Genomic DNA, 14,330 nt, shown 5'->3' on the forward strand with positions numbered 1-14,330 from the left:
AATTACAGTATCTGCAGGGTTTGATAATGTTGGTTCTTTAAAGGTGAAAGCACCTGTAATGATTGGTGGTGTACGTGTTGGTCGCGTATCGCATATCTCCTTAGATCCTGAAGATTTTAAAGCAATCGTAGAAATGCGTTTAGATGAAAAATATGAAATTCCTAAAGATAGCGTTGCTATGATTTATACGGCGGGTTTAGTGGGTGAACAATATGTTGCACTAGATCCAGGCGGTGCGCCAATGCCATTAGAAAATGGTGATTCTATTCGCTTAACACAATCAGCAATTGTAATTGAGCGGTTAATTGGTCAATTTTTGACATCTATGGGAAATAAAGACTGATTGTGGTTGTAGAAACCTTAGGTGTTATTTTAAAGCGAAGTGCATATCAAGAAGATCGAGTTTTACTCGATCTTTTTACTGAATGCTATGGAAAAATAACCGTATTGGTGAATCGATCACATAAAAGTAAATATTCCGATCAGATTTTCCAATTGGGCAAATGGCATTTGAAAGAAGGTAAAGTTTTCTATTTCTCTGATGATTATGATTCGGTGCAATCTTCTGCGATCCAAGGTTTGAATATCTGGTCAGGTTATTATTTGAATGAATTACTTGTGCGCTTATTGCCTAAACATCATGCGGATTCTGCACTATTTACCCATTATTGGCGTGCAGTTAAGGCATTAGAGTTTGGTGATAGTATTTTGCAAGAGTGGATGCTTCGTTGTTTTGAGAGAACTTTATTAGAATCATTAGGTGTTATGCCTGATTTATGGTCAGATAATGATGGCGATGCTTTTGTAGAAAATTTGCTTTATCATTTATGTGCCGAGAATGGGTTCAGTAAGTTCAAAACAAAAAGCCATCATTTTCCAATTTTGGGTGAAAATATATTATTGATTAATAATATTACAGATAATAATGATCATGCACTCATTAATAAAGAACTATTACTAATTTATAAACGAATGATGCGTTATTTATTACAACCATTATTAGGTCATCAGCCTTTGCAATCAAAAGTATGGTTACAAACTTTATATTTAAAACAGCAAGAACGTGAGAAAAGGAGTTCTTTATGATGGATTTTGCCCGAAAAATTTTATTAACCATTCCTGCTGAAACAGCACATAATTTGGCAATCGCAGCATTGCCATTATTGCCAGTACAACAAACATTGCCAAATAATCCAATAGAGGTAATGGGGCTTAAATTTAAGAATAAAGTTGGCTTAGCAGCGGGATTAGATAAAAATGGTGAGGCACTATCTGCATGGGCAAAAATGGGTTTTGGTTTTGTAGAAATCGGTACAGTCACGCCACTACCACAATCGGGTAATCCAAAGCCGAGGATGTTTAGGATTCCTGAGAAACAAGCAATTATTAATCGTATGGGATTTAATAATAAAGGTATCGATTATTTATTGCGTAATTTAGAAGAGTATCGATTAAATCACTCAGATGGCCCATTAATCGGGGTAAATATTGGAAAAAATGCCGTCACTCCTATTAATAAAGCAACTGATGATTATTTGATTTGTTTGAAAAAAGCATATCAACTTGCTGATTACATCACGATTAATATTTCTTCACCCAATACAAAGAACTTGCGTTCCTTGCAAGGTAAGGATCAGTTACAAAAGCTTTTGGAAACATTGAAAGCAGAGCAAGTTGTATTGGCAGATAAATACCAAAAATATACACCATTGGTTGTAAAATTAGCGCCCGATATGAGCGAGGATGAATTATTGGAGTCTATTGAAGTTATTAAGGCTGTAAAATTAGATGGTGTGATTGGTACAAATACAACATTAAGCCGTGATGCTGTTCAGGGTTTTGCTAATGCGGATGAGGCAGGGGGACTAAGTGGTGCTCCATTAACTGAGCGTTCAACTCAAGTTGTGAAAGTTTTAACAGAGCATTTACCCTTGTCCATTCCTGTGATTGCAGCAGGTGGAATTATGACAGAGGAAGATGCTGTGGATAAAATAAATGCTGGTGCTAAGCTCGTACAAATCTATTCAGGATTCATTTATGGTGGTACTCATTTAATTGAAAGAATTAATAAAAAAATGATTGATTATCAACCATAAGAGATTATTTCAATGGCTTGAGCTTGAGCTCTCTAATTTTTCATGATATTTATGAATGTACCCAAAAGGTTTTCATATCTTGTTTGCCAAAAGTAAACAATGTCTTTATCCAAGACAATCTTAATAAATATTGACTAAAATTTAAAAATTAGAGAGTACTATGACGGTTCGAAAAATTACAGCCATTGGGTTCATGTTGTTCGCCATTTTCTTTGGCGCCGGAAACTTAATATTCCCACCCAACGCAGGGTGGTTGAGTGGTGGGAGTTTTACCCCCGCTATTATTGGTTTTGTTATTACAGGTGTAGGCTTGCCACTTCTAGGTATTATTGCAGGCTCTTTCTCTGAAGAAGGGTTTATTACAGAAACTAAGCGCATCAGTGTTGCTTTCTCAGTTATTTTCATGGTGGCGATTTATTTAACCATCGGACCATTTTTTGCAATTCCAAGAACAGCAACAGTATCTTATGAAATGGCATTAGTGCCGTTAATTAAAGCAGATGGCGGTATTTTACATGGTATTTTCCTTAGTATTGCTGAAGGCTTAAAATCAATGTTTTATGCAAATGATGCATCAGTGACTGCTTTAAGTATGGTGGGTAAAGTAGGTTTATTCTTCTATACGGTTCTATTCTTTGCATTAGCATTTTGGTTAAGCTATAACCCAACTAAAATTGTTGATCGTGTGGGGCAGATCTTGACGCCAGCATTGTTGATCACAATGGTTATTTTAATCATTATCTCATTCGCTAAATTAAATGTACCAATTATAGAAGTGGATGAAGCTTATCAATTAGCACCTTTTGCAAAAGGTTTTGTGGAAGGTTATCAAACTATGGATACAATCGCTGCGGTTGCTTTCTCTATTATTGTATTAAAAGCAGTGAGAGCATATGGTATTAATAATCAAAAAGATTTATTCAAATATTCTTCATATGCAGCTTTAATTGCAGGTGTTGCTTTAGGTATTATCTATATTGCGTTAGGTTGGATTGGTAATCACTTTCCTATTGATGAAGCAGCATTAGCCGCAGCAGGACAAGATCGAGGTACATTCATTTTGACAGAAGTTGCCTATTTGACAATGGGTACTTTTGGTAAAGTTATTCTAGGTATCATTGTGGGTTTGGCATGTTTAACAACAGCGATTGGATTAATTGTATCGATCAGTAGCTATTTCCACGGTTTAATTCCAAAAATTTCTTATAAACAATTTGCAATTATCTTTACATTAATCAGCTTCGGTTTGGCTAACCAAGGTTTGGCGCAAATTATCAAAGGTGCTATACCGGTGTTATTAATCGTGTATCCAATTACAATAACTTTAATTGTATTAATTTTTATTGATAAATTATTGGTACCATTGGATAGAATTGAGTTACAGATCACAACTTATGTTGTATTGTTTGTAAGCATTTCAACAGTATTTTTCCCAACAGCAGGTTTTGTAAAAATGTTGCCATTGAATGATATTTCGATGGGGTGGGTTGTACCTGGGGTGTTTGCATTCTTAGCATCTATACATATTAATAATAATATTTTGTTAAAGAAAACTCGTAAAGATTTTAATAAATAGCAATATATGATTAATCATGACTGATTACCAAACCCGCTTTTAATGGCGGGTTTATATTATTATAAAGTTGTAATGTGATAGCATTTATATCTTATTAATGAATTGATGTAAGGAATCGAAATGACTATATCTTTTAGCCAGCAGATTTTTAACAGAGTAGAGCCAGTGTGGCAATCGTACTTAACACATCCTTTTGTGAAAGGCATTGGCGATGGTACTTTGGATAAAGCTAAATTTATCCATTATATGAAGCAAGATTATATTTATTTAATCGAATATTCTCGCTTATTTGCAATCGGTGCATCAAAAGCGAATGATCTATCAACCATGACATTGTTTGGTGAGTTATTGCATGGTACATTGAGTTTTGAAATGGATTTACATCGCCAATATGCTGAAAAATTTGGTATATCGGCTGAAGAACTAGAAGCAACTGAGCCATCAGCCACCATGACATCTTATACTAGTTATATGTTAAGCCAAGCATCGTTGGGTGGTGTTGAAAATACAATTGCTGCTGTATTAGCTTGTGCTTGGAGTTATAACTATATAGGGAAAGCATTGGCTGAGAACCCTTCATCTAAAGAACATGAATTTTATGGTGATTGGGTGAATACTTATTCTTCATCTGAATTTACGGAGTTAGTGGATAAATGTATTCAGTTAATTGATCAAATTGGTAAAACTGCATCGCCTGAAACGAAGAAAAAGCTAGAAGATATTGTGGTGAATACAAGTTACTATGAATATATGTTCTGGGATATGGCAGAAAATATTACCATGTGGGATGTGCCAGTAACGGTATAAATTAACATTGCCAATATTGAATTTTAGTATTGGCAGTTTTTTTCATGAGAGAAGTAGGGTATGATATTGCGCTTCTCTGACCATCTTTATTTGAGAGTAATGTAATGTCCTCGATTATTTCTTTATGTGGTTCACTGGCACTATCTGATTTTAGATTAGATAAGTTAAGGCAAAATGCGGCAAGATTAGGTTTGCCACCTGATATTAATATAACCGCAACCTATTGGTATTTTATAGAAAGCAAACAACCCTTAAATCCATCTTCTGTCACATCCCTCTCGGCTATTCTTACAGCCACTTCAACAACACCTCCTCAGCTATCTTCTAGCGAACATCTCTTCTTAGTCACTCCTCGCATCGGCACTATTTCCTCTTGGGCTTCTAAAGCAACTGATATCGTACACAATTGTGGTTTTAATGATATCTCTCGCATTGAGCGCGGAATTGCATTTGTATTGAAAGGTGATTTAACAACGGATGAGTTGCAGGCTTGGGCGGCATTGTTATATGACAGAATGACAGAATCATTATTAACGTCATTTAAAGAAGCAGAACAGTTATTCCATCACACAGAAGCACGCACGTTTGAATCGATCGATATTTTAGGTCAAGGTATTGAAGCGCTTGAGATTGCGAATAAAACTTTTGGTTTTGCACTATCTGAAGATGAAATCGAATATTTATATGAAAACTATCAGAAATTGGGTAGAAACCCAACTGATGTTGAATTGATGATGTTTGCACAAGCAAACTCAGAGCATTGTCGTCATAAGATCTTCAATGCAGACTTTGTGTTAAATGGTGTACAGCAATCGAAATCATTGTTTAGAATGATCAGAGATACGCATGCTAAAACACCTGAAGGTACAATCGTTGCATATAGCGATAACTCTTCAATTATTGAAGGTTATACAATTCCTCGTTTTTATCCAACATCACAAAACAGTGTTTATAACTACAATGAAGAATTAACACACATAGTGATGAAAGTGGAAACCCATAACCATCCAACAGCCATTTCCCCATTTGCAGGCGCATCAACAGGTGCTGGCGGTGAAATTCGTGACGAAGGTGCAACAGGTCGTGGCGCGCGTCCTAAAGCTGGTTTGACAGGTTTTAGTGTTTCTAACTTGCAGATTCCTAACTATGTTCAATCATGGGAACAGTATGATCAGAATGGTGGCTATGGCAAACCTGATCGTATTAGCAGTGCATTTGATATCATGATGGATGGCCCATTGGGTGGTGCTGCATTTAATAATGAATTTGGTCGTCCAAACTTGTTAGGTTATTTCCGTACATTTGAAGCACCTTATCAAGGCAAAGTTCGTGGTTATCATAAGCCAATCATGATCGCTGGTGGTTTAGGTAATATTCAAGCCAAGCAAGTGGAAAAAGGTATTTTCCCAGCGGGTGCTTTGTTGATTCAATTGGGCGGGCCTGGTTTATTGATCGGTTTAGGCGGCGGCGCTGCTTCTAGTATGGAAACAGGTGCTAATAGCGCAGATCTAGACTTTGACTCAGTACAACGTGGCAACCCTGAAATCGAACATCGTGCACAAGAAGTGATTGATCGTTGTTGGCAGTTAGGCGATGCAAACCCAATCATCTCTATTCATGACGTGGGCGCTGGCGGTTTATCGAATGCATTCCCAGAATTGGTGAATGATTCAGGTAGAAGCGCAATCTTTAATCTGCGTGCCATCCATTTGGAAGAAGAAGGTTTAAGTCCAATGGAAATCTGGTGTAATGAAGCACAAGAACGTTATGTTCTAGCAATTTTGCCAGAAGATTTGGATCGTTTCCGTGTATTGTGTGAACGTGAACGTTGCCCATTCTCGATTGTAGGTACAGCAACAGATGATGGTTTATTAAAAGTTAAAGATGAGTTGTTTGATAATGAGCCAGTGGATTTACCATTGGATGTGTTATTGGGTAAACCACCGAAAACAACACGGACAGATCATACTGTAGAAACGCCAATCGTGGCATTCAATGCAGATAAAATTGATCTAGTGGAGAGCACATACAATGTATTACGCTTGCCAACTGTTGCGAATAAGAGCTTTTTAATCACAATTGGCGATCGTACTGTGGGCGGTTTGACGTATCAAGATCAAATGGTTGGTCCTTACCAAGTACCAGTATCAGACGTTGCTGTAACAGCGATGGGCTTTGATACATTACATGGTGAAGCAATGACAATGGGTGAAAAAGCACCATTAGCATTGTTTGATGCAGCAGCTTCTGGTCGTATGGCGGTGGGTGAAGCCATTACAAATATTGCGGCAACTAATATTGGCAAGATGAATAAAATCAAATTGTCCGCTAACTGGATGGCACCATGCGGCTTAGAAGGCGAAGATGAAAAGCTATATCGCACAGTCGAATCAGTGTCTAACTTTTGTCAATCATTATCATTATCCATTCCTGTGGGCAAGGATTCATTGTCAATGAACACAGTTTGGGAAGATAACGGCGAGAAGAAAGCGGTAACAGCGCCATTATCATTAGTCATCACAGCATTTGCACCGATTGAAAACATCCGTAAAACAATCACGCCAGAATTGCAAAATGTAAAAGACAGCACATTGTTCTTAGTTGATTTGGGTAATGGTAATAGCCGTTTAGGTGGTTCTGCTTTAACGCAAGTGAATGGCGAATTGTCTGATGTTTCTCCTGATATTGAAACTGCAGATTTGGATGGCTTCTTCAAATTGATGCAAGCAATGATTGCTAATGATCAAATCTTGGCTTATCACGATCGTGGCGATGGTGGTTTGGTTTCAACAATTGCAGAAATGATGTTTGCAGCACAAAAAGGTGCAACATTAGATTTAACATCTGTATTGGCAGCACAAGCAGAATTCTCTGCACATGAATCAGTTGTGAGAGCATTGTTCAATGAAGAGTTGGGCGCGGTATTACAGGTGGATAATCGTTTTGTGGCAACACTCACTGATTTAGCGAAATCATTCGGCATCGAGCATTTAGTGCATTCAATTGGTCATATTTCAGATGATTACGCATTGGCAGTTTCTGCAAATGGCAAACCAATCTTGAATGAACAAGGCGTTGCATTACAAAAAGCTTGGTCTGAAGTAAGCTATCACATGCAGCGTTTACGAGATAATCCAGCATCAGCAGATAGTGAATTCCAATTGATTGTTGAACCTGATCTGAAGAAATTATTCGCGAAAACAACATTTGATGTGAATGAAGATATTGCAGCACCATACATCAATAAAGGTGCAAAACCTCGTATTGCTGTATTGCGTGAACAAGGTGTGAATGGTCAAGTGGAAATGGCTGCAGCATTTACGCGTGCAGGTTTTGAAGCGCAAGATGTTCACATGAGTGATTTAATCGCAGGACGTGTTTCATTGGAAGATTTCCAAGCATTGGCAGCGTGCGGTGGATTTAGTTATGGCGATGTGCTAGGTGCAGGCCAAGGTTGGGCAAAAACAATTTTATTCAACCAGCAATTACATACACATTTTGCAACATTTTTTGATCGTGATGATACATTAAGTTTAGGTATCTGTAACGGTTGCCAAATGATGAGTCAATTGTCAGCAATCATTCCAGGCGCTGAGCATTGGGCACGTTTTGAACGCAATGCTTCTGAGCAATTTGAAGCACGTTTATCAATGGTTGAAGTGACTAAATCACCATCCATTTTCTTAAATGGTATGGAAGGTTCTATGATGCCAATCGTTGTGAGCCATGGTGAAGGTCGTGCGGTATTTGAAGATGGCTCAATGAATTATGTTGATGTTGCATTGCGTTATGTGGATGGATTGGGTCAAGTGACAGATCGCTATCCGTTGAACCCTAACGGTTCTCCGAATGCAATCGCAGGTTTAACATCGAAAGATGGTCGCGCAACAATCATGATGCCACATCCTGAACGTGTTTATAAACGTGATCAATTAAGCTGGAAACCTGAAGGTTGGGATGAGTTCAGTGGTTGGTACAGAATGTTTGCCAATGCGCGCAAATCATTTAATTAATCATCATATTTGATTGAGAAATTAAGCCGCACTGAGAAATCAGAGCGGTTTTTTATATGTAATATATTTATAAGATGATGACATCATAATGTTGAAACAAGAATATATGATGTATCTTGAAAATCAAAATCTGCAATTCTGACCATGCCAAGTTTTGCATGTGCTCGGATAGAACGTATATTATCGTTATTAATAAATGCGATGGGTTTACCTCTATTTTCTCTGCAAATTTTATCAAAGAGTGATTGTAGAATTGTTCCGCCTCTAAAATTCTCATCAATACAAACAGGGCCATATAACCAATTATGCTTAACTAGGTTAGGGAATTGGTGATTAATTTGTGCAACAAGTGGTGGAAGATCAGACCCTGTCATAGGGAAACTGAATACGACACCGATAATAGCATCGTTATTTCTTGCAACAATGACAGAAAAAGAGGTTTTAACCATTATTTGAACTTTTTCTTCTGTAAAATCACCTAATAGTCCGCCATTTTCTGATGCGGAGTGTTTATGCAATAGCTGTGTGATTTGTGATAAATCATTTTCTTTCATTGGTTCAAAGATGATATTCATAATTTCCTCCTGATAGAAATGAAGTTTCTTATCCTAGATAATCTAATATTTTTGTTGAAAAGTATATAAATTACGGAATGTTATTGTCATTCATTGAGTATATTGAATAAATATCGTTATAATCTTGAGATATGATCAGCTAATAGGATATGGCATGGAAGAAATAGTTTTGGGTTTTGATTTTGGTGTGAAAAATATTGGTTTGGCTGTGGGTAATCGTTTAACCAATACAGCGCAACCCATTGCTATTTTAAAAGCCAATGAAGGTCAACCTGATTGGGATGAAATGGAAAGACATATCAAAGAATGGACACCAACATTATTGGTGGTCGGCATGCCATATACAGCAGATGGCACCGAAACTGAGCACATGAGAAAAATCCGTAAATTTATGAATCGTTTACATGGGCGATTTGGTTTGCCAGTTGAAGAAGTGGATGAAAGATTATCTTCAAAAGAAAGTGAACAATATATAAAACCATCTAAAAAAGGCAAGAAAGGGCAATTGGATGCCCATTCTGCAGCTATTATTGTGGAGCGTTATTTGAATGATGATTTAATCTTTTCCTTATAAATCATCTATACTTCTGTAAAATATACGCTTGAATGAACCTAAGGATTAAGCGTAATGTTAACACTCTCTGAATTTTTGACTCAAATCCCTAAAGCTGAATTGCATTATCATTTGTTGGGCGGCGTTCGTATGTCAACGATGCTGGACTTGGCAAAGAAATACGGTGTGCCACTTACGGAAAAAGAAGCCAAAAGTTATTATAGAGCTTATGCACATGAAAATGAGGTGATGAAAGGTGGCATTGCTGCTTTGCATTTTTTGTATCCTTTGTTGAGAGAAGCAGTAGATTATCAACGTGTTGCGCATGAAGTTTTAGAAGATGCAAAAAATACAGGCATTCGTTATGTGGAGTTTTTCTGGAATCCAAATGATACGAATTTAAGCTATCAAGCGGTGACAGATGCCTTGGCTAAAACTTTTGAGCAAGCTGAGCAAGAGTGGAATATTTCTGCTTTTCTGATTCCATCTATTAACCGTGAAAAAACACCTGAAGAAGCTGTAAAAATGGTGCAATGGATGATTGATTACCCGCATGAGCGCGTTTTAGGCATTGGCATTGATTATCGTGAAGACCATGCCCCCATTGAAAATTTTTGGAAGGCTTATCGTTTAGCAGAGCAGCATGGTTTGAGATTAACAGGGCATTGTTCTGAGTTTGGCTTACATTGGCGCAATGTGGAAACAGGATTGGATTTATTGAATCTTGAGCGCATTGATCACGGTTATACTGTAATTGAGAATCCTGAATTAACAGCGCGCTGTGCTCGATTAGGCATTCCTTTTACTGTGGTGCCAAGCAATACGTTTTTTATGAAAAAATGGCCTAATCATCAAGATTGGCAAAAAAATCACCCCATTCGTCAAATGGCAAAGGCAGGTATGAAAATCATTCCCGCAACGGACGATTGGCATATGCATGATACGAATGGCGTAAAGTGCTACGAAGTGATGATTGAGGATTTTGGGTTTGATCTAGATGGTGTGCGCCAATGTATTTTAAATGGCATTGATGCCGCATGGCAGCCTGAATCTTTAAAGCAAGAATGGCGTTATCATTGGATGAAAGAGTTTGATGATTTGCGAGCTCAATTAGTTGAAGAGCCAAAAATTGCCCCTGAATTATATACCCAATATGGCCCGAAAACATTCTAATAGATCGCCCTGCAATCGTAAGCATTGATTGAAGGGCAATTTTTATGGTACAAAAATTATTTTGTAATGACAGGAATTTTGCCAATTTTAGCTTGCCATTTTACTGGTTCAGTTTTATGAACAGATTGACCTAATGTATCAACTGCTACTGTGACAGGCATATTTTCTACGGTAAACTCATAGATTGCTTCCATACCTAAATCTTCAAATGCTAATACTTTAGAAGCCTTAATTGCTTTAGACACTAAGTATGCCGCACCACCAACAGCCATTAAATAAACAGCTTTGTTATCTTTAATCGCTTCGATTGCAATGTCACCACGTTCTGATTTACCAATCATGCCGATTAAACCTGTGGATTCTAAGATTTGGCGAGTGAATTTATCCATGCGTGTTGCGGTTGTCGGGCCAGCAGGACCAACAACTTCATCATTGATTGGATCAACAGGACCAACGTAGTAGATAAAACGGTTAGTGAAGTCTACAGGTAATTTTTCACCTTTATTTAACATGTCGATCATACGCTTATGTGCAGCATCACGACCTGTTAGAATTTTACCTGATAATAATAAAGTATCACCTGGTTTCCATGTTGCAATCTCTTCTTTTGTGATGGTTTCTAGATTAACTTTTTTGCCTGCAGAGCTGTCATTTGTGATTTTTGGCCAAATGTCTAAGTTTGGTGGTGTTAATACTGCAGGACCATTACCATCCAATGTGAAATGAACATGGCGAGTTGCTGCACAGTTAGGGATCATGGCAACAGGTAAGTTCGCAGCATGCGTTGGGCATTCTAGAATTTTAATATCTAATACTGTTGTTAAACCGCCTAAGCCTTGTGCCCCGATGCCGAGTGCATTCACTTTGTCATATAACTCTAAGCGCACTTCTTCTGCACGAGTTTTGGCACCTTTTGCGATTAAGTCTTGGATGTCGATAGGTTCCATTAATGATTTTTTAGCCATTAACATTGCTTCTTCAGCCGTACCACCGATACCAATGCCCAAAATACCAGGTGGACACCAGCCAGCACCCATTTCAGGTACCATTTTTAAAACCCAATCCACAACTGAATCGGAAGGATTTAGCATCGCAAATTTGCTTTTTGCTTCACTGCCACCACCTTTAGCTGCAACATGAACTTCGATTTTATCGCCTGGCACTAAGTCATAGTGAATCACGGCAGGTGTATTATTTTTGGTATTGATTCGTTTGCCCATTGGATCAGCCAATACAGATGCACGCAATATATTGTCAGGATCAGTGTAAGCTTTTGCAACGCCTTCATTGATTGCTTGAGTTACATCAAAGCCATCTTCAAATTGTACTGATGTACCAATTTCTACAAATACTGTCACAATTCCTGTATCTTGGCAGATCGGGCGGCGACCTTCTGCACACATTCTAGAATTGATAAGGATTTGTGCCATGGCATCTTTAGCAGCTTTTGACTCTTCGCGTTCATAAGCTGCTGTTAAGTTCTTAATATAATCTTCTGGATGGTAATAAGAGATGAACTGTAAACTATCATGGATAGATTGGATCAAATCTTCACGCTTGATAATGGTCACTATGCGCTCCTTTAGTGAATTGGTGGTAATTATCAGGCCGAAATCATACCATAAAAGAGTGCATTAAATGAATGGCTAGCCGTGATAAGGCGAGCGATTTAACGTATTGAAAGTACGATATTGGAGGTTTTCCACTTGCAAAAATTGATCCAGTTGAACTTGTTGTTCAATTGTTGGCTCATCAATATAGATACAAGAACCTGTGCCTGTAATTTTAGGTGATAAACCTAAATTAGTTAGAGTAGCCATATAACCTTGCATTTTAGGGTAGAGCGCATAAATGGCAGAAGTACAATCATTTAAATAATCGGGCCTATCCGTCTTTTCCAAGATTGGATTAGTACGCGATAGGGCGGGATATTGAAAAATTTTTTGCGTGCTGATGGAAATATTAGGAATGATCAAGCCGTAAGCTTTTTCTTTAGGCTGCATTGGAATAAATAGATCGCCGATTCCTTCTGCCCACGCACTTTGCCCATAGATAAAGATTGGAACATCAGCGCCTAAAGTACGCCCTAAAGCTTGCAGTTTTTCTGAGCTGTAATTGAGTTGATACAATTCATTGACAGCCATTAAAGTAGTTGCTGCATTGGAACTGCCACCACCTAAACCTGCGCCCATTGGGATGTTTTTATTTAGAGTGATGTTTAAGCCTGTTGTGATGCCGCTTTCTTTTTGCAATAAACGAATCGCTTTAACAATGAGATCATTCTCTTCAGTGATGAATTCATTGTGATAATCTGCAACGATTGTGTCATCATTACGCAATTCAAAGCCGATTTCATCTTGCAATGATATGAATTGGAATAATGTTTGCAAATAGTGATAGCCATTTGGTTCTTGACGAACAATGCGAAGAAAAAGATTAATCTTCGCAGGTGATTTGAAAAATTGCATCTTAATATAACCAGTGCTCAACTAATAAACGTAAACGAACATCACCGCGCGTTAACTCAATGCTTTGCGGAATGTCACGTTTTTTATAGTTCATCCACTTTTTATATTGGATGTTCCAGCCATCTTCTTTGAAGGCAATGATGCGGTTTTTATCATCACGTTCAATATTCTTTGCATTGTCATTGGGCATGCCGACTAACCAATTTTGCATACCTGAGATTGGCCAATCAAAGCCCGTGATTTCTGTAAATAATTCATCAGGTGATTGACCTGTATAAGTTTTCTCATCTGTTTTGAGAGTGCTTTCATTAGGTGCAACTGATAAATCAATGCGGCCACTACCCAAAGGGCCTTGAACAATGAGTTTTAGCTCATCAGGTGTTTTTTGCTCCCAATTAAAGCTTGCTTGTCCGCTATTTTCAGGTGCCTTTAATGCTGCTCGACCAATGGCCGTAAATTTATTTAACGGTTGATTCGGATCTGGAATCGTGGTTGCACAGCCTGCGGTAACCAAAATTGCTATGCATAAGCTACTGATGCGTTTTAAATTAAACATAAACATATTCTCATGTGAATAAAATTGTACAAACTGTAACACAAAAACACCCGCTATTGGGCGCGGGTGTTTCTTGGGGAAAATTTTATGTTATTAATCTACGATATTGTTTTGACGATCCAAGAAAGCTTTAGGGTATTTTCTAAAACCTTTGGTGACAATTGCTAAGTAGATAATACCTAATCCACCCCATACCAAACCGATTTTCAGTGCCATATCTTCTAAGTTGTACCACAAATAGCCAATAAAAAGCATGCCGCAGAAAGGTAGGATAAGGTAATGCATTGTATTTTTAAAACCAGCTCTTTGTCCATCTCTAAAGTAGCACTGTACGATGACGCATACGTTCACAATGAAGAATGCTGTTAAGGCTCCAAAGTTAACTAAGTGTAAAGCAAAGTCTAAGTCAAAGAACCCAGCGCTCAGAGATACAATACCAACGATAACAATGTTGATAGAAGGAGTTTTATACTTAGGATTGATATAAGAGAATACTTTTTTCGGAAAAATCCC

General features: G+C 37.8%; 12 protein-coding genes and 1 pseudogene. 8 read left to right on the plus strand and 5 right to left on the minus strand.

The window, feature by feature from the left end:
* From mlaD to purL, 6 genes are all read left to right on the plus strand, one after another.
* On the plus strand, positions 1 to 343 hold a 343-nt coding region (gene mlaD, locus BZK14_RS03425), incomplete at its 5' end, for an outer membrane lipid asymmetry maintenance protein MlaD (RefSeq protein WP_143691305.1).
* A 2-nt stretch (positions 344 to 345) separates the two neighbouring features.
* Positions 346 to 1,086: a DNA repair protein RecO gene (gene recO / locus BZK14_RS03430; protein ID WP_077925192.1), complete on the plus strand. Its 741-nt coding sequence runs from the start codon at positions 346 to 348 to the stop codon at positions 1,084 to 1,086.
* Positions 1,083 to 2,096 (plus strand): quinone-dependent dihydroorotate dehydrogenase, encoded by a 1,014-nt coding sequence (locus BZK14_RS03435; protein ID WP_077925193.1) that lies wholly within the window; start codon positions 1,083 to 1,085, stop codon positions 2,094 to 2,096. The genes recO and BZK14_RS03435 overlap by 4 nt, the downstream gene beginning before the upstream one ends.
* Positions 2,097 to 2,256: 160 nt before the next feature.
* Positions 2,257 to 3,672 (plus strand): branched-chain amino acid transport system II carrier protein, encoded by a 1,416-nt coding sequence (brnQ, locus tag BZK14_RS03440; protein ID WP_077925194.1) that lies wholly within the window; start codon positions 2,257 to 2,259, stop codon positions 3,670 to 3,672.
* Positions 3,673 to 3,792: 120 nt separating this feature from the next.
* Positions 3,793 to 4,479, plus strand: coding sequence for a thiaminase II (gene tenA, locus BZK14_RS03445; protein ID WP_171973628.1), 687 nt, complete (start codon positions 3,793 to 3,795; stop codon positions 4,477 to 4,479).
* A gap of 104 nt (positions 4,480 to 4,583) precedes the next feature.
* Positions 4,584 to 8,492 (plus strand): phosphoribosylformylglycinamidine synthase, encoded by a 3,909-nt coding sequence (purL, locus tag BZK14_RS03450; protein ID WP_077925195.1) that lies wholly within the window; start codon positions 4,584 to 4,586, stop codon positions 8,490 to 8,492.
* An 83-nt stretch (positions 8,493 to 8,575) separates the two neighbouring features.
* Here purL and BZK14_RS03455 read toward each other — a convergent pair whose 3' ends face one another.
* Positions 8,576 to 9,067 carry a GNAT family N-acetyltransferase gene (locus tag BZK14_RS03455; RefSeq protein WP_077925196.1) on the minus strand — a complete coding sequence of 164 codons (492 nt, stop codon included), beginning with the start codon at positions 9,065 to 9,067 and terminating at the stop codon, positions 8,576 to 8,578.
* A 154-nt stretch (positions 9,068 to 9,221) separates the two neighbouring features.
* Here BZK14_RS03455 and ruvX point away from each other — a divergent pair, with 154 nt between their 5' ends.
* Positions 9,222 to 9,641 (plus strand): Holliday junction resolvase RuvX, encoded by a 420-nt coding sequence (gene ruvX / locus BZK14_RS03460; RefSeq protein ID WP_077925197.1) that lies wholly within the window; start codon positions 9,222 to 9,224, stop codon positions 9,639 to 9,641.
* Between the two features lie 54 nt (positions 9,642 to 9,695).
* Positions 9,696 to 10,793, plus strand: a complete 1,098-nt coding sequence (locus BZK14_RS03465; protein WP_077925198.1) for an adenosine deaminase family protein — start codon at positions 9,696 to 9,698, stop codon at positions 10,791 to 10,793.
* Positions 10,794 to 10,849: 56 nt separating this feature from the next.
* Here BZK14_RS03465 and BZK14_RS03470 read toward each other — a convergent pair whose 3' ends face one another.
* The 4 genes and pseudogenes from BZK14_RS03470 to BZK14_RS03485 form a co-directional block, all read right to left on the minus strand.
* Positions 10,850 to 12,364 carry a fumarate hydratase gene (locus BZK14_RS03470; protein WP_077925199.1) on the minus strand — a complete coding sequence of 505 codons (1,515 nt, stop codon included), beginning with the start codon at positions 12,362 to 12,364 and terminating at the stop codon, positions 10,850 to 10,852.
* 75 nt (positions 12,365 to 12,439) lie between these two features.
* Positions 12,440 to 13,261: a 4-(cytidine 5'-diphospho)-2-C-methyl-D-erythritol kinase gene (ispE, locus tag BZK14_RS03475; RefSeq protein WP_077925200.1), complete on the minus strand. Its 822-nt coding sequence runs from the start codon at positions 13,259 to 13,261 to the stop codon at positions 12,440 to 12,442.
* Between the two features lies 1 nt (position 13,262).
* Complete coding sequence (lolB, locus tag BZK14_RS03480) at positions 13,263 to 13,817, minus strand: lipoprotein insertase outer membrane protein LolB (protein ID WP_077925201.1); 555 nt, start codon at positions 13,815 to 13,817, stop codon at positions 13,263 to 13,265.
* A 93-nt stretch (positions 13,818 to 13,910) separates the two neighbouring features.
* A pseudogene (locus tag BZK14_RS03485) lies at positions 13,911 to 14,330 on the minus strand (Putrescine importer PuuP); the annotation flags it as partial.

This window comes from Wohlfahrtiimonas larvae, assembly GCF_002006755.1.
GTDB classification, from domain to species: Bacteria; Pseudomonadota; Gammaproteobacteria; order Cardiobacteriales; family Wohlfahrtiimonadaceae; genus Wohlfahrtiimonas; species Wohlfahrtiimonas larvae.